Origin of the sequence: Mesorhizobium huakuii (genome assembly GCF_014189455.1) — a bacterium.
Classification (GTDB): Bacteria; Pseudomonadota; Alphaproteobacteria; order Rhizobiales; family Rhizobiaceae; genus Mesorhizobium; species Mesorhizobium huakuii_A.
The window spans coordinates 970,811-992,611 of sequence record NZ_CP050296.1 but is presented as its reverse complement, the minus strand read 5'-3'; the positions used below and the strand labels follow the sequence as shown (position 1 = coordinate 992,611).

The following is a 21,801-nucleotide window of genomic DNA, read 5'->3' as shown; positions in this document are numbered from 1 at the left end:
GTGAAAAACCTGGAAGTCGCCTATGGCGATGTCGGCGCGCTGTGGGGCGTGTCGATCCATGTCGACCCCGGCACGATCGTGGCCATCGTGGGCGCCAATGGCGCCGGCAAGACGACGCTGTTGAAGACCATTTCCGGCCTGCTGAAGCCGAAGCGCGGCGAGATCTTTCTCACGGGCGTGCCGCTGGCCGGCAAGGCGCCGGAGGAGATCGCCGGCATGGGCATCGCCCATGTGCCGGAAGGGCGCGGTCTGTTCCGCCAGATGACGGTGCTGGAGAACCTCGAGCTCGGCGCTTTCCAGCCCAAGGTGCGTAAGCACTTCAGGCAGTCGCTCGAAAGGGCCTACACGCTGTTTCCGCGGCTGAAGGAGCGGGCAGGGCAGAAGGCCGGCTCGCTCTCCGGCGGCGAGCAGCAGATGCTGGCGATCGCGCGCGCCACCATGTCGGACCCCTCGCTGCTCATCCTCGACGAGCCGTCGCTGGGTCTGAGCCCGATCGTGGTGCAGCAGATGTTCGCGCTGATCGAGACGCTGCACAAACAGGGCGTCACGATCCTGCTGGTCGAGCAGAACATCCATCAGGCGCTGAAAGTGGCCGATTACGGCTTCGTGCTGAAGACCGGCGAGCTCGCCATGCAAGGCACGGGCGCCGAGCTGATCGCCGATCCTGAAATCCAGAAGGCCTATATGGGCGTGTTGGAGGTGCAATGATGCAGAACATTCCGCCTCCCGACATCCTGCTGCAGCTGTCGCTCAACGGCGCGCTGGGCGGCGCCATGTACGGCGTCGCCGCCGTGGGCTTGAGCCTCATCTTCGGCACCATGCGGCTGATCTTCCTGGCGCAGGGCGCGATGATCATCCTCGCCGCCTATTTCGTGCGGGCGCTGTTCTACAGTCTGGGCATCGACCCGTTCCTGTCGCTGCTGATCGTCGTGCCGGTCGGGCTCGGCGTCGGCTGGCTGGTCTATCAGGGCCTGTTTCGCCGGGCGGCGGCCGAGGAGGACCGCAACATCTCGCTGCTCATCGCCGTCGGCCTGATGTTCCTGATCCAGAATCTGATGACGGTAGTCTGGGGTGGCAACACGGCCGCGGTGGTCACCTCCTACACGGCGAGCGGCATCGAGATATTGGGCGTGCGCACCTCCTTCACGCGCTCGATGGGTTTCCTGATCGCGCTCGCCGGCACCGGGCTGGTGGTGCTGTTCCTGCGCAAGACGATTGTCGGCAAGGCGGTGCGCGCAGCCTCCGAGGACATGGAAGCGGCGACGCTGATGGGCATCAGCCCGCACCGCGTCAACGCCATCGCCTTTGCCATCGGCATCGCGCTGGCCGGCGCGGCCGGCGTAGCGGTGGCGACCACATTCCCGTTCAACCCGTTCGCCGGTTTCATCTTCAGCCTCAAGGCGCTGGTGGCGCTGGCGCTGGGCGGCATCGGCAATGTCGCCGGGGCGCTGGCCGGCGGCATCATCCTCGGTCTCATCGAGGCCTATGTGCAGTATTTCATCAGCGGCGGCTGGACCAATGCCATCGCCTACGGCGTGTTCCTGGCGGTGCTGATGTTCAAGCCGGAAGGCCTGTTCAGCCGGCCCTACAAGAAGGCTTGAGCGCCATGTTGAAGCAAGTCTTCTTGGAACGGGCATGGCCGAAACAAGCCTGGATAGGGATAGCCGTCGCCGTCGTCGCGGGGCTCGCCCTGCTGCCGCTGCTGCCCGGCGCGATCGATAGTTACGCCTTCTCCTTCCTGTTCTTCGTCTTCATCTACGCCATCATGGCGCAAGGCTGGAACCTCGTCGCCGGCTTCGGTGGCCAGATCAGCCTGGGCAACCACGCCTTCTTCGGGCTCGGCGCCTACACCACCGCGATCCTGTGGAGCGGCAATTACCTCTGGGGCTCGCTCTATGACGCCTGGCCGCGCATCTATTATTTCGATCCGGTGACGATGGTGCTGGGCGGGCTGGTCGCAGCCGTCGCCGCCATCATCATCGGCCTGCCGCTGCTGTCCAAACTGCGCGGCGACTATTTCGCGCTCGGCACGCTCGGCTTCGGCGAGATCGTCAAGGTGATGTTCATCAATGGCGGCGACTTCACCGGCGGCGCCTTCGGGGTCATCGCGCCCGCCGGCACCTTCGACACGCTGTTGCCGCACTATCTGGTCGGGCTCGGCCTGATGGTGGGCACGGCACTCGCCATCCGCCTCCTGATGCGCTCGCGCTACGGGCTGGCGCTGATTGCCGTGCGCGACGACGAGATGGCGGCGTCGGCCAACGGCATCGACGTGCTCAAGGTCAAGGTCGCCGCCTTCGCCGGCAGCGCCTTCATCGCCGGAGTCGCCGGCAGCCTCTACACCTACTACATCTTCCATGTCGGGCCGGATTCGGTCTTCGACCTCGACTGGATGCTGTTGCCGCTGATGATGACCGTGGTCGGCGGCACCGGCACGCTGCTTGGGCCGATCCTCGGCGCTTTCGTCATGTACGCGGTGTTCGACCTGGCCCGCATCGTGGTGCCGGATTACCACCCGGTGATTTCGGGGCTGACGATTATCCTGGCGATGCTGTTTTTGCCGAAGGGACTGATGCGCAGTTTTGCAGGGAGGGTGCGGGTGGTTTGAGCGATTGAGTCAAACTCCGTCGGCTGACTGTCTCAAGCTGGCAACCTCAATTTTCCAAGCACATGGACCGGGAACCGCTCGCACCGCTAGGCGATGGAATTGTCCAGAATGACGACAAGATATGTCACGCAGGGGGAACGGGCAGCATCCCAAAGTCACCAGCTCTCGAGCATTTCATAGCGACGGCGCATCAGGTAGATGCTGGCGTTCTCGTAGTCGCGCCGGTCGAGCATGGCGCGGTCTTCGGCAAAAGTCTCGCCCCGAAACATCCGTCCCAGGCGCGGATCGAGTTCGGCCCGGGCCTGGGCCCGCAGGTCTTCCGCGCAGGCGCTATCGCCCATCTCATGGCAGGCGGCGGCGCCGATCACCGCAAAGTCCGCATTGAAGCCGCGCACCTTGAGATAGTAATCCGCGAAACTGGCGGCGCGGGAGTACTCGCCTGCCCTGTACAGTTCGTAGAGGATACGGAAGTTGAGGTTGCGCGAGAGGATGTGCGGAAAGGCCTGGATCGCCTCATCGAAGCCCTCCATCAGCCCCTGGTTCTGGTGGTTGGTGAGCCCGGAAAGGGCCATGACGTAGTTGCCCAGGGCGGCGACCAGCGGGCTTGCTTGTGGATCGAGGAGGTATCCGATATCCCCTGTCGCCTGCGAGGCGTCCATCGTGGCGAAGAAATCGGCGTCGCGCCAATAGTAGAGATCCGGCCTGGCGACGCCCGGCGCCAGAGCTGCGGCGGTTTCGATCATCGTCTTTCCGTCCATCGACTGGAAGAGAACCGCTTCCTTCAGAACCGAGTCCATGGTGTCGAAGGGGACCGAGAACAGCTTGCGGCCGCCTTCCGTGAACCAGCGGCCGCCAAAGTCCTGCAGCAGGCTATTCGCGGAGAGAAGAAAGTTCTCCTCGGCCCGCGGATCGATGAAGGTCACCAGCCTCTTGTCGGCCTCGATCCGGAAGATCATGGTTGAGTGGTCGGTAAAGCCGTCGCTCAGCATCGCTTCGTCGCCCGGCGCAAGAATGCATGGCCAGCGATCGATTGGCAGCACGAGGTCGCCGCTCGGCAGCTCGACTTCGGTCGCGCTCCCGCGGCCCCAAAACGCACCACGGGCAGAGGCGTGTCCGGGTTCTGCTGCGTCCAGATGTTCAAGAGGTTCTGGTCGGCCGGTCCGTCCTCCTCCATCGCCTCGTTGTTGAGGTACGGCGCCTCGTTGGGGCTGCCGTAGGGCGATGCTGCCCTGAGGTCGAACAGATGCTCAAGGTTCTGCAGCGGCTGTTCGCTTCGAACCACCGGACAATCGGCAATGCCGGCAACGGCCGGCAATGTCGCGCCCGCCAGCAGGCTAGTTGTGCAGATACAGAGGCTCAGAACGCGATTCATGATCAACCCCATCGATAGTGTATCTGGCGATGATCTGGAGACCCTTGACCGTGGCGTCGAGATAGCGCAGCCGCAGGTCCAGGGTATAGGTGGCATCGGTCGGGTTGAGCTCGATGACTTGCGCCCGGTCTTTGCAATCGAGGAGGTTCTCCGGCCGACAGGGTAAGAACTGCCCATTCGCGTCATTGTAGACGACCGTGGTCCCGCCGCCTTTTATGACGCCGAGATAGGTATTTACCGGCCGCGCCCCTGCCCAGGTTTCCGGCTTGCGATTGGGCGGGGCGGCGTTTGCTTTCACGGCCGCAACAACCTCGGGCGGCACAGCGTCGATCGGCGCGATGGCGATGGCGTTGATGGCAATCCGGGGGCAGGAGTCTTGAGCGAGAGCTGGGCGCGAAGCTTCACGCCCTCCGAAAAGACTCTGGCTCCGGCGACCTTGATCATGGTGCCCCCCGACAGCGGCGCAAGCTCCTCCTCATCCAGCTTCACATGCAGTCCATCTTCGATCCGCGGAGCCGGAGCGAAGCGATCGTGGAGATCCAGGAGGCCGACAATGCCGACGATGATGGCGGAGATCGTGGCGATCGCGGTCGCAAAAGGATACTTTTCGAAAAAGGCAATCAGATTACGAGCCAGGCCACGCGGTCTCGCTTGAGCAGCCTCCGGCTTGCGACGTACGCGTGCCATGGCGGATCCCCAACCCATCACATTGTAGCACGTGGCGCGGCACGCTCCAGCCGAGCGGATGCGCCGGCGGCGCGAAGCAGCCATTCGCCGTGCAATAGACGAAGGTCACCCTTGGGCCATATTCAATCGGCCGACAGGGCTGCTGCGCGCCGGACTGGAAGCGATAGAGGCGACGATGCGCTCCTCGAGGCCGCGCGTATTATTCGCCGCGAACCTCTCCCCCCCGCCTTATCACCAGCGCTGCCAGCAAGCCGCGGACCGCCGCCACCTCCGGATCTCACTGCAGTGCTGACTCTTTTCCCTCCCCCAAACGTCTTAGCTACAGTGAAGCAACGGAGCAGGGTCGATGAGCCTTAAGGACAAGAAAATCGTGGTTACCGGCGGCAGCCGGGGCCTTGGCCTCGGATTGGTCGAGGCACTGGTCGAACATGGCGCTGAGGTGACCGTGGTCGCCCGTGGCGCCGAGGCGCTGGAGGCGGTCGGTGCGCGGCTCGGGGTCGCCACGATCTCCGCCGACGTCACGGACGAGGACGCGGCCTATCGCATCCTTGGCGAGGTTCGCCCTGATATAGTGGTGCTGAACGCTGGTGCCACGCAGCGCATGGGGCGATTGGATCAGCTGAAATGGGAGGATTTCTCCATTGCCTGGGAAACTGACGTGAAAGCCGGCCTCTACTGGCTGCAGGCGGCGCTGAACCTGCCGCTCAAGCCAGGCAGCCGCGTGTTGGTGGGATCGAGCGGAGCTGCCGTTGGCGGGTCGCAGATGTCGGGCGGTTATGGCGGCTCCAAGCGCATGCTCTGGTTCATGGCCAAATATGCCAATGGCGTGGCGCGGGAGAAGAAGCTCGGCATCCGCTTCCAGGCGATCGTACCAAGGCAGATTATCCTCGGCACGGGAATCGGGGATGTTGCGGCCGAGGCCTATGCCGGCTCGCTGGGCATCACGCCGGAACAATTCGTGACCCGCTTCGGCGCGCCGATGCCGCCCCGGGCATTCGGCGACAGGGTCATTTCCGTGCTGGAGGACCCGCAATATGCGGAAGGCGTCGTCTTCGGCCTCAATGGGGACGCGGGCGTAACGATCATGGAGGACACGGCGGCTTGAGCGACGGAAAGCCTGAAGTGGACCGCGACCGACGGGAGGGGCTGCTTGCCCTTGCCGCGGCACTGCGGCCGGAGCTGCACCGCTATTGCTCGCGTCTGATGGGATCGGTCATCGACGGCGAAGACGTCGTGCAGGACACTTTTGCCCGCGCCTTCGTTGCCCTGGACGAGCTGTGCGAGGTGCCGCAGTTGCGACCATGGCTGTTCCGGATCGCCCACAACCGTGCGCTGGACCTCTTACGCAGCCGCGCAATCCGCGTCGCGGAGCCGATCGAGGCGGCCCTTGAAATTGTCGACGACGCCAAGGCCGACCCGATGGAGACGCTGATGCGCAGGGAAGCCGTAGAGACCGCGGTGTCGCGCTTTGCGGACCTTCCGATCCTCCAGCGCAGCGTCATCATCCTGAAGGATGTGCTCGACGAGCCGCTGGCCGAGATCGCTGGTCTGCTGGATATCACGGTCGATGCCGTGAAGGGGCATCTGGCGCGCGGTCGCGCCCGGCTTCGGGAGATCAATGCCGATGCTGCCGCGCTCCCCGATGCACGCATCGCGTCCGCCGCTGTGGTCCGCTATGTCACCCTGTTCAACCAGCGCGACTGGGACGGCTTGCGCGCGCTGCTTGCCGACGACGTGAAACTCCATCAGTCCCTGCACCCGCCGCGCTCAGGGGCGGCGGATGTCGGCATGTTCTTCACAATTTACGCAAGAAGCGATCGCCTATGGCTCACGCCGGCCTGGCTTGAGGACCGGGAGGTGATCGCGGTGTTCGAAGACCCGGCCAACCCAACGCCCGACTATTTTATGTGGCTGGAGTGGCGGGAAGGGCGGATCAGTTTCATCCGCGACTATCGCTATGTCCGCTATGTCACCGACGATGCGGAACTGGTGCTGGCAAAGGACGCCGGATCTTTCGGTCGCGGCACTGGATACCGATGAATGGCGGATCTGGCGCGCATCGCGTGCCGGACCAAGTTGTTTGCCGAAAGGGCTGATGCGGAGAGCGCCGACCGCCTGAGTTCTAGGGGCAACGATCGGCTTGCTGCTGCTCATCGCGTATTTCTCCCTGTTGCCGGGCCAGCTTGGGTGGAAGCGGCCTGCCAGGCCAATACGGCCAGGATGACCACCGCAGCGTGAGCGAGGGCGGTCAGCGCTGCCAGGCTCGCCACGCCTGCGTTGGCCCGAGCGAGTTGCAGGAAGACCTCGCGGCCATCGAGAATTGCCGCGGCACCCGCCAGCAGAATGGCCAGCAAGAGGGTCGCTTTGCCAAGCCTCAGAACGGCGGCCGCGAGCACGATCGAAATGCCGACGAACCCCCATGTCAGCCAAGGGGTTTCGAGGTTGATGCCAAGGATCGTTTGCTCGGGGTGACTGCCCGTTTCGCCGACTTCGGCGCTCTCGCCACCTTGTTTCGCAGTAGAGCTCTCGGCCGCTTCATCATGGCCGCCCTGTTCTTGAGCCCCGGCCGCTTCGTTTTGCGCAGCTATGCTTGCGGGCTCCCGATGCCCGCTCCCTTCCATCAAGACGGCGGCAGCGAAGAGGAGCGCCGAGATCGCCAGCATTGCCGACGTCCAACGGACGAGGGCGACGCGATTTCCGAAAGAGCCCATCAACGAAATCTTCCTTTTGGATCAGTGCGAATATAGCGTACTCCTTCAAGTAACTTGAGGTTCAAGGAGTATATTGCGATGAACCTTCACGCCCGCGTGCTCACCATCGGAGCGCTCGCCAAGGCTGCCGGCGTCACGACGCCGACCATCCGCTACTACGAGGAGATCGGTTTGCTGCCTCCCGCGCCTCGCACGACCGGAGGGCAACGCATTTATGACGACGACGATTTGGGTCGGTTGACGTTTATCAAGCAGTGCCGGGACTTTGGCTTCGGCATTGGTCAGGTGCGCGTGCTGATGGAGCTATCCATCAGCACCAGCCGCGATTGCGTCGAGACGCGCGACATTGCCCAGGTGCATCTTGACGAGGTCCGCCAGAAACTCGCCGAACTGCGCTTGCTCGAACGTCGGCTGGAAAGCTTTGTGACCCGCTGCAACATCGCCTGTGCCGGCGGTCCCGGCCAGGACTGCGTGATTTTCAAGGACATGGCTGCATCGGCCAAGGGCAGCTGCTGCGGATAACTGCGAGGAAACGCCTCAATTAGCAGGAGCTACTATCCGGTAGCCCACAGCTCTGGCTCAGGCGACCGCTCGGTGTTCCTCACGGGCAGCCCCCAAACTTCGCGTGCCGCGTCGGCGTTCATAACCGCGATTCCTAAACCCACCACCAAATCTGGCCACGCGGAGCGCCAGACGAAAGCCGTGACCAACCCGGCCGCTATGATGGCGATGTTGGCGATGGCGTCATTGCGGGCCGACAGGAATGCCGCCTTTGTGAGGCTGCCGCCATGAAGACGGTAGGCGGCGAGCATATAGGCGCAGGAGAGGTTGACGGCGAGAGCGCCAAGTCCCGCCAAGGTCAAGGCGATCGGCTGCGGCGGCACTGGCACGTTGAACTTCTCCCACGCCGTCAAAAGCGTAGCCAGACCCGGCACGAGCAGGATGAGCGCCAGTGCCATCCCCACACGTGCGCGAGAGCGCAACGACCAGCCGAGTGCCAGCAGGACAAGGAGATTTACCGAAGCGTCTTCCAGAAAGTCGACACTGTCGGCGAACAGAGACACTGATCCGATGGTGAGCGCCACAGCGAACTCGACCCCGAAATAGGCGAGGTTGAGGAGCGCGACGATGAGGACGATGCGACGAAGTGGGAGGTTCATCTTCTGAAAGTAACCGAGACCGGTGTATTGGGCCACCAGCTTCGCGACCTGCGGCGCCCTGATCGTGGTGCCACCCGGTCATCTCCAGCCGGACCATCATCTTGGCGGTACTGTTTTTGCCCAAGGGCTGATGCGCAGTTTTGAGAGCAAGGTGCGGACGCCTGAAGGTTGGCGCGTCGTCCTAGCGCGATTGCATCAGCGTCCGCGCCGCATCTTTGCCCGCTGTGAGGATGCGATCCGATAACTCCGTCCCTTCGACGGCGCGGGCCAGTTGCAGCGTACCGATGAGCGTCGCAAAGACAGCCAGCGCCGTGCCTTCCGGATCCTTGGCCTGTGGAATTGCGGCGGCCAGTTGGTGCGCGAGAGCCAGCAAGCGGTCGGTATAGACCGCGCGCGTTTCCGGTGGCTGACGCGCCAGCTCCGGCAACAGCGCGGCGGACGCGCAGCCTTGCCCCGGATTGTCTCGATGCTCGGCCGACAGATACGCCTCTATGGCCACCTCCGGGCCACCCGAGGCCAGTGCCTGCGCCAATTGCTGGGCCTGAAGCTCCATGGCCGCCGCCACGCTTTCACGCACGAGCTCCGCCTTGGATTGGAAATGCGGGTAGAAGGCGCCGTTGGTCAGTCCGGCGTCGCTCATGATGGTCGCCAGTCCGGACGCGGCGATGCCATCACCCCGGAAACGGTCGGCGGCGACTTCGATGATCCTGCCGCGTGACGCGTCCTTGCGGCCCTTTTCGTAGCGCATGGCTGCTCTTGCCTTTCTGCTATTGCATTATGGTCGTAATTTGATATTATGATCTTAATTCAATCAATGAGAAAAAGCTAGCCCTCGTGGCTTTGGAGCATGACATGACTATGAATTCCGGCAAGACCGCCATTGTGACCGGAGCCTCCTCGGGCATCGGCCGTGCCAGCGCCGAGGCTTTGGCGCGAGCAGGCTTTACTGTCTTCGGGACCAGTCGCCGTGCGGCCAGCAACGGCCCTGATGGGGTGACCATGCTGGCTTGCGATGTGACGGACGAAGCCTCCGTGTCAAAACTGGTCGACGAGGTGCTGGCCAAGGCCAAACGCATTGACCTGCTCGTCAACAATGCCGGCATCGGTTTGCTCGGAGGTGCGGAGGAGTCCTCAAGCGCTCAAGCTCATGCGCTGTTCGACGTGAACGTCTTCGGCGTCCTGCGGGTGACGAACGCGGTGTTGCCGACCATGCGACGTCAAGGAAAGGGTAGGATCATCAACATGAGTTCAATTCTGGGTCTGATCCCATCTCCCTTTAACGCGCTGTACGCATCGACGAAGCATGCCATCGAAGGCTATTCCGAGTCGCTCGACCACGAGCTACGCACGTTCGGAATTCGGGTGGTGCTGGTCGAGCCCGGCGTTACCCGAACGTCGTTCGAAGAAAATGTTACGAGACCTGATCGGTTGCTTCCGGTCTATGATACGGTGCGCCCTCGCATGGAAGCGTTGATGCGAAAGTGGATAGAACGCGGCGATGCCCCCGACATTGTCGCAAGAGCGGTGGTGAAAGCCGCGACGGATGCAATGCCGCGCAGGCGCTACACCGCTGGAAAACAGGCGGGCCAGGTTCGGTTCCTGCGCCGTTTCCTTCCCGAATCCGTGGTCGACAAGAGCCTGCGGAAGATCAACGAGCTGCCGGCCTGAAGCAGGCTGGATGGGCTTGCGCAAGCAGTTCCGTCTGCCGGTCTGAAGGCAGACGATTTCACGCATGGGCGACACGCCAAATCACTTTTAGAAAGTCACTGCCATGAAGGCATTCGTTGTCGATAAATACAGCAAGAAGGGCGTTCTGCGGCTGGCCGAGATGCCGGGACCGGAAGTCGGGGACAGCGATGTCCTGGTCGAGGTCCATGCCGCTGGGGTGAACCTGCTCGATTCCAAGGTCAAGACCGGAGAGTTCAAGCTCATCCTGCCCTATCGCCGGCCGTTCATCCTGGGCCACGACGTGGCCGGGAAGGTCATTCGCGTGGGCTCGAAGGTCCGCAAGTTCAAACCCGGCGACGATGTCTATGCGCGGCCGCGCGACGGCCGGATCGGGGCGTTCGCGGAGTTCATCGCCATGGATGAAGCCGACGTGGCGTTGAAGCCCAAAAATCTCAGTATGGAAGAGGCGGCCTCTATTCCGCTGGTCGGCCTGACCGCCTGGCAGGTGCTCGTCGAAAGGGCGGGCTTGAGGAAAGGCCAGAAGGTCTTCATCCAGGCCGGCTCCGGCGGCGTCGGCACATTCGCCATCCAGCTGGCAAAGCACCTCGGCGCGATCGTGGCAACGACGGCGAGCGCGGCGAGTGCGGGTCTGGTCAAGGGGCTCGGCGCCGATGTCGTCGTCGATTACCGGAAAGACGATTTCGAAAAAATCCTGTCGGGCTACGACGTCGTCCTGAACAGCCAGGACGCCAAAACGCTTGAAAAATCGCTCACTGTGCTGAAACCGGGCGGCAAGCTCATCTCCATCTCCGGTCCGCCGGATCCCGAATTCGCCCGGGAAAAGGGACTGAATCTGGTGCTGAGGCTGGTGCTGCGCCTTCTAAGTCGCGGCATCCGGGCCAAGGCCAGGCGCCATGGCGTGAGCTTTTCGTTCCTTTTCATGGGGGCGCAAGGTGACCAGCTGGGCAAGATCACCTCGCTCATCGAATCCGGAACGATCCGCCCGGTGGTCGATCGGGTGTTTCCGTTTGAGGCGTCCAATGAGGCGCTGGCCTACGTCGAAACAGGACGCGCCAAGGGCAAGGTTGTCATTACGATGAGATAACAATTCCCTCGTTTCCAGACGGCCTCGCTCGGCGCAGATCGTTTCCGCAATCATGTTCAACAGCATGGCGGCCACTATCAATGCTGCTTATACAGTCGACGAGATCATCGCCGAAATTGCCAGCCGGGATGGTCGCGATGTCCGGGTGAAAGATACCCGGTGATGACCGCTTCAATCCCGCCGGCCTACAGCGCCTCGTCCAACTGGATGGATTGGATTCCCATTACCGTGGCGACGCTCTCGCCGACCAGCGCCGTTTTGACTTGAAGTGTGGATAGAAAGCCCCGTTGGTGGTCAGGTCGGCGTCGCTCATGATGCCGGCTAGTCCCGTGGCCGCGATACCGGTGGCGCGGAACTTCTGTGCTGCAATCTCCACGATCCGGCGTTGGATGCGGCCTTCCAGCCCTTTTCGTAGCGCATGTCTACTCTCGCAATTTCCACCATTGCATTATGATCATAATGTATATAAGTCATTGTCATGCAACAACGGGTCGCTGGCGAAAGCTCCAGCGTTTTGGAGACAGCGACGGCCTCGAAATCCAGTAAGACCGAGACAGGGACCCATGGTCACATCGATGTCGAAGAACGTGGCACAGTCCTTGTCGCGCGCATCAATGGAGGCCCGCATGCACTGTTTGATGCTGCGCTTACCAAGCAACTAAAAGAGCTAGTTGATCGCGCAGACCGCGACCCGAACATTCATGCAGTCGTCTTCACCGGCACGCACCCCGATCGGTTCTTGAGCCACTCCGATGTTACGTGGCTCCAACAGGGTGGTGTCGGGTTCCCGCCTATCAATACACGCCTCGCTGGAATCGTCACACGCATGGCTAGACTCATCAATAAAGTGCCGATTGTCAGAACGCTCGCGGGAATGACGCGACTCAAGACACTTTTGCAGCTCGACAGCTTCCACGCGACCTTCCTGAAGATGAACGCTAGCAGGACGATCTTCATTGCGGCGCTGAACGGCTCAGCGCTTGCCGTTGGCGCGGAGTTCGCCTGGGCGTGTGATTTTCGCATCATGGCGGACGGAGACTTTGTCATCGGCCTTTCCGAAGTCCTCCTCGCGCTTACACCTGGCGGTGGCGGATCCCAGCGACTACCTCGCCTAATTGGCGCCCAGCGATCGTTAGCCGCCATTCTCGAAGGCAAGCCGTTCACGCCAGCAGAAGCCCTCGCGCTCGGCGCAGTCGACGAGGTCGTTCCTCAGGACAAGGTGCTTGAACGCGCAATAGAACGTGCAGAATATCTGAGTCGCCGACCCAAGAAATCTCTCGGGGCCATTAAGCGATCCATATACTTTGGTAGCTCGCTCCCGCTCGAAGAGGGCTTGCAGCTCGAGCATGCTGAGTTTCTTGTGAGGGATCAGTCCAAGGAAGCCCAGCAGCTGATGCTCAACTACATTGCCGCGACCAAAGCGACCGGCGAGCTGCCTCTCATGAACAGGGAGACATATGCGCGGGCCTTGAGCAAGGGGCGGCTGGGCGACTAATCAAACGAATAGATCGGGCCAATCATGGCTAACTGGCTGATCGTTGATCAAGCCCTGCGTTGATCCACGCACGCGTTTGCTCCAGCACTTCATCCGAGAGCGCGGGATCGTCGATCGCCCGGGCGAGGATGACTGCCCCAACCATCGCCGCCCACCAGCCGATCGCTGCCCGGCGACTGTCCGTCGCATCCAGCTCAAGGACCGCCGCGCTGATGCGGTCGATCTGCGATCGGATGCCTTCAGTCATTGCGGCCCGTGCGGTCGGGGTCTGATGTCGAACGTCCCCGGCAAGACCCGCTGTCGGGCAGGCTGTCCTCGGATGCGAGACGATCTCGCTCGATGCCCGTTCTTGGCTCTGCCTGGCAGCACCAGCCAGCGGCATCGACACCTACTCCGAAAAGCTCACGCTCACGCCGCGCTGGCGAAAATAGGCCTGCATCAACTTGCGGCCCGAGCGGTTGCTCTGCGCCAACTTGGTCGGATCGAACACTGCCTGTTTCAGCCCCTCTCGTGCCAGCGCTGCCTTAAGCGCCGCGATATGCGCGTCGATCTCGGCATTGTCCGCGCGGAGCGAGGCATAGATATTTTCGGTCGCCTCGGCCACGGTCAGTTCGCTCACAGCTGTCGTCCTTGGGTTGGTTGATCGGGCGGCGGCTTAGCACAGATTCGCGGCTCCGCGATACCGATGGGGCGGTCAGCGCGCAGCGCATGGGTTTTGGTGCGGCAATCCGTGTGCGGGTTGCGGAAAAGGCAAACCGTTGATTCGTATATGGGACCACCCCGAGATTTGGGTGATGCGGCGAAGAGGACTGCAAAGGCCGATATGGGCGCGAAGCGGCCATTCGTCGTGTAGGAAACGAATGTCACTTTTGGCCCAAATACAGTCGGTAGTTCACGTAGCACGCTCGCCTGGTGATGATGACCGTGGTCGGTGGCACCGGCACGCTGCTTGGGCCAATCCCGGGTGCCTTCGTGATGTACGCGGTGTTCGATCTGGCGCGGATCGTCGTGCCGGATTATCCCACCAGTGATTTCGGGGGCTGACGATTGTACTGGCTATGCTGTTTCTGCCGAAGGGTTCATGCGGAGTTTTTGGGTGCAAGAGCGAACCCAGATTGAAGTTCAAATACGACCTAGCGTGACGCGGACCTCTGCCGCTCTCGCGAAACCCTCGAGACCCGGATAAATACGGGCATGAGATAATCCCATAGCGTCAAGCTCCGACATTGCGATTCGGAAATCATTTGCGGGTATAGTGTACTTGGTAAGTCGTACTTCATCCTGTCCAAATTGCGCGACATACTCCTCCAAAGAATTAGCTGGATTTTTTAGATAGGTAAATTTGCCAAATTGATTTTTTATTCTAGGGTTCCAAACTGCTGGAACTTTCACAATCGGACAGCCTGCTGACTCTGTCCATGCAGCGTTTTTCGCATCCAGTACCCAAACGGCTACGTATTTTTCAAGATTGATCCCTTGGCGAACGTGACCACTAAAAGCGAAGAAAGCGGCAACGAACGGGCTTTCGCTCCAATCTAACAGTCTTGTCGGAAGGCCATGGTGCTGACCGAGTCCGAGCATCGCCATCTTGTCATTCCGCAATGAATCCGGCATGTCCTCAAGTTCGCATTCGGCGGCAAACTCCTGAAGCAGCAGGTCCGCCACAGCGTCTTTTTGTCCCCTGTCGCCGCCATACCAGCGATCAAAAGATGTGCTTAGCTTCCAGCCGTCCGTTCCTTGGCCACGAAACAGATAGTCCCCTTTCCGAAACAACCCGTCGGAGAAGAAGTCGGTGATCACTTTACCCCTGAATTCTCCCCAAGACTCACAGCCAACTTGAACAACATTCTTTGAGATTTCGCGCTCTCCCTGGAAGATGCCCATGCGTTTTGCTCCTAGGTCAGCTTGGCGAGCGGGTCGCTCGCATCTGGTTGTATCTCTTTTTTCCAAACCTCCACAACAGAGTTGTTTGGGACGCGTCCCTGCCGCTGAGCGAACGAGTGCCTACAGATACAAGAGATCTGCACCTATGAATAGCAGTGTAGAGGCAGCGAAGCTTCGATCGACCGTTTGGTTAGAGGGGCACAAGTTGCCCATCGTCGGGTTGACGGGTTGACGCCGGCCTAAGCCGAGAGGACCTGGATATCGCGAAGGTGGGCCATCGCGGCAGCGTCTAACCCCTCTCGGAAGAAAAAGCGTTCGCCGCTCACGTCGCCGAAGAACTTTGTGTATCGCGCGATAGTCGCGTCAGCAGCGGTCCGATCTCCGCCTGTTATGACCGTGATGTCCGGCCTCACCTTCTCGGTGAGCTGAACGCGCTTGAGCAGGTGCTTAAATTCAAAGTCGGCCGGCGGCATCGAATATCCGATGAAAACCCAGTTTCCAGTCGTTTTGAGATATTCCTCGGCTGTGCGCCAACTCGCCGAATGCATCGGGAAATCAAGGGCCTTTCGGTAGCTAAACGTCGCGAACCGCGTTCCAAGACTTTTGGCCCCGCAATGCGGGCAGGACGGGGAGATAGTCACCGGAGCTTTGATTTTGGATCCACCTAGCACGACGCCCCAGTCCTCCTTTCGGAAGAGGGCCTGGGCCACATGCTCCGTATCGCTTGGCGGGACCCAGAAAATCTCTCTGCATGCATCGCAGTAGAGCCAGTTCACCGATCCGTGTGGCTTCAGAATATGCAGGACATTACCTTTGAGGCTTCGAAAGGAGACCTCGCCTCGTAGGAATTCGACTGCGGCCGCGTGACAACCGTAGTCGAGACGCCTGATTGTTTGTTTTCGGGCAACGCCACGTTCAAAAACCGTATCCCAGTTCATGCTTAATACGGCAGTGGAGGTGATGTCGAACTCCGTGAACAGGCGCTCAAGCGCCGTCCAACCCACACCGCCCCGCTTCTGGCCACGACTGTAAGCCTGCGAAAGCATGCGGATCATGCGTACGATGATGGCGCGACGCACAACGCGAAGGTCCGCCGCCGAATACCTCGTTCCAAGATGATGGCCAGTGTTGGCGGAAAGATCGATCAGCGTAAATATGTCCTCTAGCTCGGGCCAGTCATCCGCGCTGCGGCTTGCGCCCTCGCCGAAGACCTTGTCCACGAACTTCCGTATGAACGCCACCTGCCGCGCACTGGGGCCGTCCAGGCGAAGGCCCCTAACGTTAAGCAGATCTTGAGTAAAGCCGCTCGCTACTGGCAGGCCGGCATTCGCAGAGAATCCGGCGCCTACGATAAGTAAATTGGTTAGGTCGAATGACATGGTACAACCTAGTTGATGTCGATCTCCAACACGGTCTTCTTCCTCATGCCGGATCGGGAATCTCTCCCTATTCGTTCTTCTAGTGAACGACGGGGAGCTTTTGGCGGGCCTGGCTAGGGACGCCTAGCGGCGGGCGTGAGGCGCCAAGCAGCTATTCGCCGTGCCGAGACGAAGGTCACATTTGGGCGCATGCGTTCGACAATTCTAGCAGGGCGCGCTCGCCGAATGTCAGCGCCGTCGCCTACCCCCGCTTCTCAATCACCGCATACAGCACATTGCGGTTCTCGCCGAAATACACCTTTGCCTCGACGGCGTTGCGGTCGACGCTGGCGTTGACGATGTTCCACATGTCGACTTCCGAGCGCAGCAGCAGCACCCAGTCCATGAAGGTTTCGCGGTAGCCGGCGTCGGGGGTGCCTTCGGCGTAGTTGGCGAACAGGAATGTGCCGTTCGGCTTCAGCATCTGCAGGCAGGTCTTGGTGAGTTTCACCGCGACATTGTGCTGGAGGTAGTCGTAGAGGCCTGAGGCGTAGATGAGGTCGAACTTGCCGAGCTTGTGGCTTCTGGTCAGCACGGTCCGCACCGAGCCGTCGATGGCTTCGACCGCGGTGCCCTGGAAGTCGCGCGCGATCAGTCCGACGCTCTGCGGATCCTGGTCGAGCGCGACCCAGCGCGTGAGGCCGCCCTCGGCCAAGGCGACGGAGCGATTGGCTTCGCGCAGATGGCCGGCGGCGATCGCCAGCACCTCGGTTTCGGGGCCGTTCCTGGCCGCGGTCTCGTCGACATAGCGGGTCAGGAGATCGCGCCGCTCGCGTGCCGCCACGCATGACGGAACGTTCTGGGTATGGCTGTAAAGCGCCTTGCCGATCTCCGAGGCGCTGGCCACGCTCTCGGCCACGTGCGGGTCGCAATAGATGTAGTCGAGCAGCTGCGCGTCGCCGGAATAGCCCCTGGGCTTGGTGAAGGACCAGTGCGTCAGCGGATCCTCGAGAAAGTACTTCAGGATCGGGTGGTTCTGCGCCACCGGGATCAAGGCCTGCCAGACGTCGGGATGCACCTTGGCGCGCAGCGCGCTGAGCAGCGACAGCAGCCGGCGAACGATCTCGGCGGGAAATTTCTGCTGCTCGATCTGCTGCTGTGTCGCGTGGAGGATGAGGGCCAACTCGGCGCGGGCGGTCTCGAACGCTTCGCCATGTTGCTCGAGTGTGCCTTTACGCAGACTGCCGGCGATCATCTCGGCGGTAATCAGGCTTTGGCCATCGAACACGGTTTGCACACCAGGACTCCTTGGTTAACAGTCAGTTAACTTATTGCGTAGAATACTTCATTTGCCAACGGCGCCTCGGGGCATTTTATCGTTATGATTAATTTCCCGCTAACCATCTCAATTTATTAGCAATCTTGCGGATAAGATTCTGGGTTCGAGTTAACGCAAACTTGTCTGGAGCCATCGCATTTTAGCGCGTGGCAATCGTGTCGCGTCCCAAGGAGTCGTCCTGCGTGGGGGCAGAAGCCGGAAAAGAGTTCGGAGCGCAAAACCCCCTTTCGCAGGGGCTTGTGAACGAACGCGCGTCATCCAGATTGGCCGATGTGGCGGATGTGGAACCGTATGATCCGCGCCAGGAATTGGGGGCGGCGGAACTGCGCATCCTTTACCGCGTCGAAGCTCTGGCGAAGCGAAGGAAGGACGCCAGGCCCGGGCTGTGGATCGCCGTCGTCATCTATGTGCTGTTTTCGGTATCGGACCTGCTGCTGATACCTGACGTGGCGGCCTATACGATCACAGCGCGCTTCGCGGTGGGATTGACCGCTCTGCTGACCCTGGAAACCCAGCTTCGCCGGGGCGTCGCCACGGAATGGCTTGATGTGACCTGCGCCGCGGCCATCATCTTTGGCTATATCGGTTGGCTGTGCCCGGCATCCATGGGGGCCGACAAGGAAAGCGTCGCCTACTATATGGTTTTCGGCACCATTTTCATGATGAGTGCCAATCTTTTCTTCACGTTCAGCTTCAAGGTGTCGATCATAACGTCGACAATCATATTATCCATCTTGTACGTTGTGAATTATTTCGTACCAGCGTCGCTGACATACAAGATGGTATTCGGGACGTTCTACGTTTCATGCTTCACCTTCACCTCCTATGTGAACTGGAAGCTGAACGAAGAGCGCTACAACGTCTTCCTGAACGCGCTGGAAGCCAAGATCCAGCACAAGGAGGCCACCGAACGCGGCAAGGCGCTGCTCAGACTGTCGCGGACGGATCCGCTCACGGGTCTGGAAAACCGGCGCGCCATCGACGAGAAGCTGCGCGATTATTGGAGCGACTGGCAAAAGCTCGGCAGCAAGTTCGCGGCGATCCTCATCGACGTCGACTTCTTCAAGAAGTTCAACGACTGCTACGGCCACCAGGAAGGCGACCGCTGCCTGATCCATGTCGCCAATGCGCTGAGCGATCTGATCAAGAACTACAATGGCTCGATCGGGCGCTATGGCGGTGAAGAGTTCATCGTGCTCGCCCGCATGGACAAGAAGGAACAGGTCACGGAACTGGCGGAAGCCATTTGCCGCACGGTGGAGAGCCTGGCGATCACCCATGAGCTCAGGCGCGACGGGGTCTCGATCGTGACGGCGAGCGTCGGTGCTGCCTTCACCAGGACGCAAGCCGGCGCCAAGCTGGAAAAGATCATCCACGAGGCCGACCGCGCGCTCTATCTGGCCAAGGCCGGCGGCCGCAATTGCGTCCGGCTGTTCGACCCGACCGATCCGCAGAGCAGCGACGAGAGCGAGAACCTCGCGGCCCTGCTGAAGATCGCGATTGCGCAGGGCCTCGTTTCACTCGTCTATCAGCCGATCCAGGATGTCGTGTCGGGTCGTGTCGAGGCGGTAGAGGCGCTGATGCGTCTCAAGATGCTGGACGGAACCCTGGTTCCGCCGAGCCTGTTCATTCCCGTCGCGGAACGCACCGGCGCGATCCTGGAACTCGGCCGCTGGGCGATACGGACGGTCTGCGCCGAGCTGCTGGCGGACGATCACGTGCGTGTCGTCAGCGTCAACGTCTCGCCGATCCAGCTCAAGACGCCTGGCTTCGCCGCGTCCGTCGCGACCATCCTGGGCGAGACCGGCGTGACCGGCAACAGGCTGGCCTTCGAAATCACCGAAGGCCTCGAGATGGAGATGCACTCGGACATTCTGCGCTGCATCAGCGACCTGAAACTGCTTGGCATCAAGATCTGGCTCGATGATTTCGGCACCGGCTTCGCCGGCCTTTCGTGGCTGCGCCTGATCGATTTCGACACGGTCAAGATCGACCGCTCGTTCCTGCACGATTGCGGCACGCCGAAAGGCATGGCCATGCTGCAGGACATCATCGCGCTGGTGCGCAATCGCGGCCACAAGATTCTGGTCGAAGGCGTGGAAACCGACGAACAGATCGCGCTGATGCGCGAATTCGGCATCGACAAGATCCAGGGCTTTCGCGTCGGCCGTCCGGTTCCCGCCGCAAGTTTCCAGGCAAAGCGGGGCGTCCAGAAGCGCCCTTACCTCAGGTCCGCGTAACGACGTCCGGCGAACTCACCCCAGCAGATTGCGCGCCGTGCGCATGAAGATTTTCGAGCCGATCGGGATCAGATCGTCGGGAAAGTCATAGTCCGGATTGTGCAGGGAAGGGTGGCGCTCGCCGGCCCCGAGGAAGAACATCGCCGATCTGGCGCTGTGGCCGAACAGGCCGAAATCTTCCGAGGCGCGCATCGGCAGGGCCTCCTGCCCGTGCACGACGCCTTCTTCGTCGAGGGCGCGTTGCAGGTGTTCCACCGCGTCCGGGGCGTTGACGCTGGCGACGAAGATCTCATGATAATCCCAGCGCGCCGAGAGGCGATGTCGGCCGGCGATGTCCTTGACCAGGGATTCGGCGGCGGCGCAGAGATCCGCCATGCGCTCGTCGCGGCGGGTGCGCAGCGTTGCCCATACCTCGGCGTGGGCAGGCGCGATGCCGAACACGGCTTCGCCCATCTGCGCATGGGTGACGGTGACCATGGAGAAATCGTCGTCGGCGAAGGTGGCGCGGCCGAGCGCGGGCAGCGCCGGCATCAGCTCCGAGATCGCCAGCATGGGCGAGATGCCGGTCTCGGGCATGGAGGAATGCGCGGTCTTGCCCTCCAGCACGATGCGGATGCCGCGCGAGGCACAGTTGACCACGCCGGGCTTGAGCCTGACCTCGCCGAACGGCACGCCGGGCAGATTGTGCAGCGAGAAGGCGAAGTCGGGCGCGATCTCGCCGTAGCGTGGATCGGCGACGACGCCGGCAGCACCATTGCCGGTCTCTTCCGCCGGCTGGAACATCAGCACGACGCGGCCGCTGGCCGGCCGCTCGCGGCCGAGCTGGCGGCCAAGGGCGGCCAGGATCGCGGTGTGCCCGTCATGGCCGCACATATGCGACTTGCCCGGCACCTGCGAGGCATGCGGCACGCCTGACAGTTCTTCGATCGGCAGCGCGTCGAGTTCGGAGCGGAACAGCACGGTCGGGCCGGCCTTGCCGCTGTCATAGACCGCCGCCACGCCATGCCCGCCAAGGCCGGTTAGCACCCTGTCCGGCCCAGTGTCGGCGAGGAAGGAGACGACTTCATTCGCGGTCTTCTCCTCCTCGTTGGAGATTTCCGGCTGCCGGTGCAGCTTGCGCCGCCACTCGGTCAGCTCGACAATGTCCCGGTTGGTCAGGGTCATGCTTTGCGCCTCCACTGCGTTCTTGATATGCCGGTCGCAAGGCGAGGACAATCGCATAGGGCGTTCCCCCTCTCCGTCTCGGCTTCGCCGAGCCACCTCTCCCCTCATTTCATCTACGCTATGCGCACATCTTCTGTGGCGTGACTGATCAGGCCGAGGCTTGATTGCCAGGTGGTTCCCCCAATCCGTCGCTGCTTCGCAGCGCCACCTTCCCCCCTCCGGAGGGAAAGGAAGGGAGCCTAGTTGGAAAAGCGTTGACGGCAAAAAAGCTTGGCGCCTTTCCTCTACCCCGTCGATCGGGGGAGAGGTGTCTCGGCGAAGCCGAGACGGAGTGGGGGTCGACCAGCGCAGCATAAGACAATGCATGCGCCAAGCTGCCATGCACGCTATCGCCGCAGCGGCGGATCGCCTATTGATTGATCTCGGGCTCGACCAGCTTTGCCAGGTTGCGCAGCGATTCCTGCCAGCCGAGATAGCAGGCCTCGACCGGGATGACGTCGGGGATGCCGGCCTGGGTGATGTCGATTTCGGTGCCGACCGAGACCTTTTTCAGGATCACGGTCACCTGGATCTCGCCGGGCAAATTGGGGTCGTCGAACCGGTCGGTGTAGCGCAGGCGCTCGCCCGGAACGAGTTCGAGATACTCGCCGCCGAAGGCATGGCTGCCGCCGGTGGTGAAGTTGCGGAACGACATCTTGAACGTGCCGCCGACCTTGGCTTCGAGGTGATCGACGGTGCAGGTGAAGCCGTTCGGCGGCAGCCACTTGGCCAGCGCATCGGCTTCGACGAAGGCGCGATAGACCTGCTGCGGGCTGGTGGTGAGAACACGGTGCAAACGTACGGTTCCGGGCATATCCTGTCCTTTCATGATGCCTGTTCGATGTCCCAAGGACGAACGGGGTCTGGCCAGTCCGACACGGGCGCCTAGATTTTTTGGGCGACATGCACTGGCGTAGGCCAATTCAGGGCGATTTGGGACTCGATTTTGCGGCGGCTGGACCAATCGTCGC

23 protein-coding genes and 2 pseudogenes are annotated in these 21,801 nt (G+C 61.5%); 11 read left to right on the top strand and 14 right to left on the bottom strand.

What is annotated here, in order from left to right; genetic code table 11:
- The 3 genes from HB778_RS04945 to HB778_RS04935 are packed head-to-tail and all read left to right on the top strand — an operon-like array spanning position 1 to position 2,608.
- Positions 1–708, top strand: coding sequence for an ABC transporter ATP-binding protein (locus HB778_RS04945; protein WP_432421235.1), 708 nt, complete (start codon positions 1–3; stop codon positions 706–708).
- Complete coding sequence (locus tag HB778_RS04940; protein ID WP_183461959.1) at positions 705–1,601, top strand: branched-chain amino acid ABC transporter permease; 897 nt, start codon at positions 705–707, stop codon at positions 1,599–1,601. Before HB778_RS04945 ends, HB778_RS04940 begins: the two co-directional genes overlap by 4 nt.
- 5 nt (positions 1,602–1,606) lie before the next feature.
- Complete coding sequence (locus tag HB778_RS04935) at positions 1,607–2,608, top strand: branched-chain amino acid ABC transporter permease (RefSeq protein WP_183461957.1); 1,002 nt, start codon at positions 1,607–1,609, stop codon at positions 2,606–2,608.
- A gap of 155 nt (positions 2,609–2,763) precedes the next feature.
- On the opposite strand, the gene HB778_RS04930 is transcribed toward HB778_RS04935, so the two are convergent.
- Genes HB778_RS04930 through HB778_RS04915 form a run of 4 tightly spaced genes read right to left on the bottom strand, consistent with a single transcriptional unit; the run spans position 2,764 to position 4,751 of the window.
- The gene (locus HB778_RS04930; protein ID WP_183461955.1) at positions 2,764–3,531 is read right to left on the bottom strand and encodes a hypothetical protein; all 768 of its coding nucleotides are present in this window, start codon (positions 3,529–3,531) and stop codon (positions 2,764–2,766) included.
- Between the two features lie 59 nt (positions 3,532–3,590).
- Positions 3,591–3,980 (bottom strand): hypothetical protein, encoded by a 390-nt coding sequence (locus tag HB778_RS04925; RefSeq protein ID WP_183461953.1) that lies wholly within the window; start codon positions 3,978–3,980, stop codon positions 3,591–3,593.
- Positions 3,943–4,278, bottom strand: coding sequence for a hypothetical protein (locus tag HB778_RS04920; RefSeq protein WP_183461951.1), 336 nt, complete (start codon positions 4,276–4,278; stop codon positions 3,943–3,945). The genes HB778_RS04925 and HB778_RS04920 overlap by 38 nt, the downstream gene beginning before the upstream one ends.
- Positions 4,275–4,751, bottom strand: a complete 477-nt coding sequence (locus HB778_RS04915) for a hypothetical protein (RefSeq protein WP_183461949.1) — start codon at positions 4,749–4,751, stop codon at positions 4,275–4,277. Before HB778_RS04915 ends, HB778_RS04920 begins: the two co-directional genes overlap by 4 nt.
- Before the next feature lie 262 nt (positions 4,752–5,013).
- Between HB778_RS04915 and HB778_RS04910 the strand changes: the two genes are divergently transcribed.
- Entirely contained in the window at positions 5,014–5,772 is a 759-nt protein-coding gene (locus tag HB778_RS04910; RefSeq protein WP_183461947.1) for an SDR family NAD(P)-dependent oxidoreductase, read from the top strand.
- Positions 5,769–6,707: a sigma-70 family RNA polymerase sigma factor gene (locus HB778_RS04905; protein WP_183461945.1), complete on the top strand. Its 939-nt coding sequence runs from the start codon at positions 5,769–5,771 to the stop codon at positions 6,705–6,707. The genes HB778_RS04910 and HB778_RS04905 overlap by 4 nt, the downstream gene beginning before the upstream one ends.
- A gap of 110 nt (positions 6,708–6,817) precedes the next feature.
- Here HB778_RS04905 and HB778_RS04900 read toward each other — a convergent pair whose 3' ends face one another.
- Entirely contained in the window at positions 6,818–7,330 is a 513-nt protein-coding gene (locus HB778_RS04900) for a hypothetical protein (protein WP_183461943.1), read from the bottom strand.
- Between the two features lie 126 nt (positions 7,331–7,456).
- Between HB778_RS04900 and HB778_RS04895 the strand changes: the two genes are divergently transcribed.
- Positions 7,457–7,900 carry a MerR family transcriptional regulator gene (locus HB778_RS04895; protein WP_183461941.1) on the top strand — a complete coding sequence of 148 codons (444 nt, stop codon included), beginning with the start codon at positions 7,457–7,459 and terminating at the stop codon, positions 7,898–7,900.
- A gap of 57 nt (positions 7,901–7,957) precedes the next feature.
- On the opposite strand, the pseudogene HB778_RS04890 reads toward HB778_RS04895, so the two are convergent.
- Both HB778_RS04890 and HB778_RS04885 read right to left on the bottom strand, forming a co-directional pair.
- Positions 7,958–8,538, bottom strand: a pseudogene (locus HB778_RS04890) (cation transporter).
- A 181-nt stretch (positions 8,539–8,719) separates the two neighbouring features.
- Entirely contained in the window at positions 8,720–9,286 is a 567-nt protein-coding gene (locus tag HB778_RS04885; protein WP_183461939.1) for a TetR/AcrR family transcriptional regulator, read from the bottom strand.
- A 104-nt stretch (positions 9,287–9,390) separates the two neighbouring features.
- On the opposite strand from HB778_RS04885, the gene HB778_RS04880 reads away from it, so the two are divergent.
- The 3 genes from HB778_RS04880 (at position 9,391) to HB778_RS04870 (ending at position 12,806) form a co-directional block, all read left to right on the top strand.
- Positions 9,391–10,206: an oxidoreductase gene (locus tag HB778_RS04880; RefSeq protein WP_183461937.1), complete on the top strand. Its 816-nt coding sequence runs from the start codon at positions 9,391–9,393 to the stop codon at positions 10,204–10,206.
- A gap of 103 nt (positions 10,207–10,309) precedes the next feature.
- Positions 10,310–11,311: an NADP-dependent oxidoreductase gene (locus tag HB778_RS04875; RefSeq protein ID WP_183461935.1), complete on the top strand. Its 1,002-nt coding sequence runs from the start codon at positions 10,310–10,312 to the stop codon at positions 11,309–11,311.
- A gap of 478 nt (positions 11,312–11,789) precedes the next feature.
- Positions 11,790–12,806 (top strand): enoyl-CoA hydratase/isomerase family protein, encoded by a 1,017-nt coding sequence (locus HB778_RS04870; RefSeq protein ID WP_183461933.1) that lies wholly within the window; start codon positions 11,790–11,792, stop codon positions 12,804–12,806.
- 28 nt (positions 12,807–12,834) lie between these two features.
- On the opposite strand, the pseudogene HB778_RS04865 reads toward HB778_RS04870, so the two are convergent.
- A pseudogene (locus tag HB778_RS04865) lies at positions 12,835–13,128 on the bottom strand (TetR/AcrR family transcriptional regulator); the annotation flags it as partial.
- 66 nt (positions 13,129–13,194) lie between these two features.
- The gene (locus tag HB778_RS04860; RefSeq protein ID WP_095200414.1) at positions 13,195–13,425 is read right to left on the bottom strand and encodes a hypothetical protein; all 231 of its coding nucleotides are present in this window, start codon (positions 13,423–13,425) and stop codon (positions 13,195–13,197) included.
- Positions 13,426–13,721: 296 nt separating this feature from the next.
- Here HB778_RS04860 and HB778_RS42745 point away from each other — a divergent pair, with 296 nt between their 5' ends.
- A complete protein-coding gene (locus HB778_RS42745) occupies positions 13,722–13,850 on the top strand; it encodes a hypothetical protein (RefSeq protein ID WP_280515952.1) in 129 nt (42 codons plus the stop codon).
- A gap of 78 nt (positions 13,851–13,928) precedes the next feature.
- On the opposite strand, the gene HB778_RS04855 is transcribed toward HB778_RS42745, so the two are convergent.
- The 3 genes from HB778_RS04855 to HB778_RS04845 all read right to left on the bottom strand — a co-directional run bounded on the left by HB778_RS04855 (position 13,929) and on the right by HB778_RS04845 (position 17,345).
- Positions 13,929–14,690: an FRG domain-containing protein gene (locus tag HB778_RS04855; protein ID WP_210308063.1), complete on the bottom strand. Its 762-nt coding sequence runs from the start codon at positions 14,688–14,690 to the stop codon at positions 13,929–13,931.
- A 239-nt stretch (positions 14,691–14,929) separates the two neighbouring features.
- Positions 14,930–16,069, bottom strand: coding sequence for a hypothetical protein (locus HB778_RS04850; RefSeq protein ID WP_183461931.1), 1,140 nt, complete (start codon positions 16,067–16,069; stop codon positions 14,930–14,932).
- A 241-nt stretch (positions 16,070–16,310) separates the two neighbouring features.
- Positions 16,311–17,345, bottom strand: a complete 1,035-nt coding sequence (locus tag HB778_RS04845) for a class I SAM-dependent methyltransferase (RefSeq protein ID WP_183461929.1) — start codon at positions 17,343–17,345, stop codon at positions 16,311–16,313.
- A 281-nt stretch (positions 17,346–17,626) separates the two neighbouring features.
- On the opposite strand from HB778_RS04845, the gene HB778_RS04840 reads away from it, so the two are divergent.
- On the top strand, positions 17,627–19,627 hold the full coding sequence (locus HB778_RS04840; protein ID WP_432421234.1) for a putative bifunctional diguanylate cyclase/phosphodiesterase: 2,001 nt from the start codon (positions 17,627–17,629) through the stop codon (positions 19,625–19,627).
- Positions 19,628–19,642: 15 nt separating this feature from the next.
- Here HB778_RS04840 and HB778_RS04835 read toward each other — a convergent pair whose 3' ends face one another.
- Complete coding sequence (locus HB778_RS04835) at positions 19,643–20,791, bottom strand: amidohydrolase (protein ID WP_183461927.1); 1,149 nt, start codon at positions 20,789–20,791, stop codon at positions 19,643–19,645.
- 409 nt (positions 20,792–21,200) lie between these two features.
- Positions 21,201–21,644: an SRPBCC family protein gene (locus HB778_RS04830; RefSeq protein ID WP_183461925.1), complete on the bottom strand. Its 444-nt coding sequence runs from the start codon at positions 21,642–21,644 to the stop codon at positions 21,201–21,203.
- Between the last annotated feature and the right edge of the window lie 157 nt (positions 21,645–21,801).

Bases quoted from the DNA above. Each gene is read 5' to 3' on its own strand.
- HB778_RS04940 (WP_183461959.1), top strand. From the start codon at position 705: ATGATGCAGAACATTCCGCCTCCCGACATCCTGCTGCAGCTGTCGCTC.
- HB778_RS04935 (WP_183461957.1), top strand. From the start codon at position 1,607: ATGTTGAAGCAAGTCTTCTTGGAACGGGCATGGCCGAAACAAGCCTGG.
- HB778_RS04925 (WP_183461953.1), bottom strand. From the start codon at position 3,980: ATGAATCGCGTTCTGAGCCTCTGTATCTGCACAACTAGCCTGCTGGCG.
- HB778_RS04915 (WP_183461949.1), bottom strand. From the start codon at position 4,751: ATGGCTGCTTCGCGCCGCCGGCGCATCCGCTCGGCTGGAGCGTGCCGC.
- HB778_RS04910 (WP_183461947.1), top strand. From the start codon at position 5,014: ATGAGCCTTAAGGACAAGAAAATCGTGGTTACCGGCGGCAGCCGGGGC.
- HB778_RS04900 (WP_183461943.1), bottom strand. From the start codon at position 7,330: ATGCTGGCGATCTCGGCGCTCCTCTTCGCTGCCGCCGTCTTGATGGAA.
- HB778_RS04895 (WP_183461941.1), top strand. From the start codon at position 7,457: ATGAACCTTCACGCCCGCGTGCTCACCATCGGAGCGCTCGCCAAGGCT.
- HB778_RS04885 (WP_183461939.1), bottom strand. From the start codon at position 9,286: ATGCGCTACGAAAAGGGCCGCAAGGACGCGTCACGCGGCAGGATCATC.
- HB778_RS04880 (WP_183461937.1), top strand. From the start codon at position 9,391: ATGACTATGAATTCCGGCAAGACCGCCATTGTGACCGGAGCCTCCTCG.
- HB778_RS04875 (WP_183461935.1), top strand. From the start codon at position 10,310: ATGAAGGCATTCGTTGTCGATAAATACAGCAAGAAGGGCGTTCTGCGG.
- HB778_RS04870 (WP_183461933.1), top strand. From the start codon at position 11,790: ATGCAACAACGGGTCGCTGGCGAAAGCTCCAGCGTTTTGGAGACAGCG.
- HB778_RS42745 (WP_280515952.1), top strand. From the start codon at position 13,722: ATGATGACCGTGGTCGGTGGCACCGGCACGCTGCTTGGGCCAATCCCG.
- HB778_RS04855 (WP_210308063.1), bottom strand. From the start codon at position 14,690: ATGGGCATCTTCCAGGGAGAGCGCGAAATCTCAAAGAATGTTGTTCAA.
- HB778_RS04850 (WP_183461931.1), bottom strand. From the start codon at position 16,069: ATGTCATTCGACCTAACCAATTTACTTATCGTAGGCGCCGGATTCTCT.
- HB778_RS04835 (WP_183461927.1), bottom strand. From the start codon at position 20,791: ATGACCCTGACCAACCGGGACATTGTCGAGCTGACCGAGTGGCGGCGC.
- HB778_RS04830 (WP_183461925.1), bottom strand. From the start codon at position 21,644: ATGCCCGGAACCGTACGTTTGCACCGTGTTCTCACCACCAGCCCGCAG.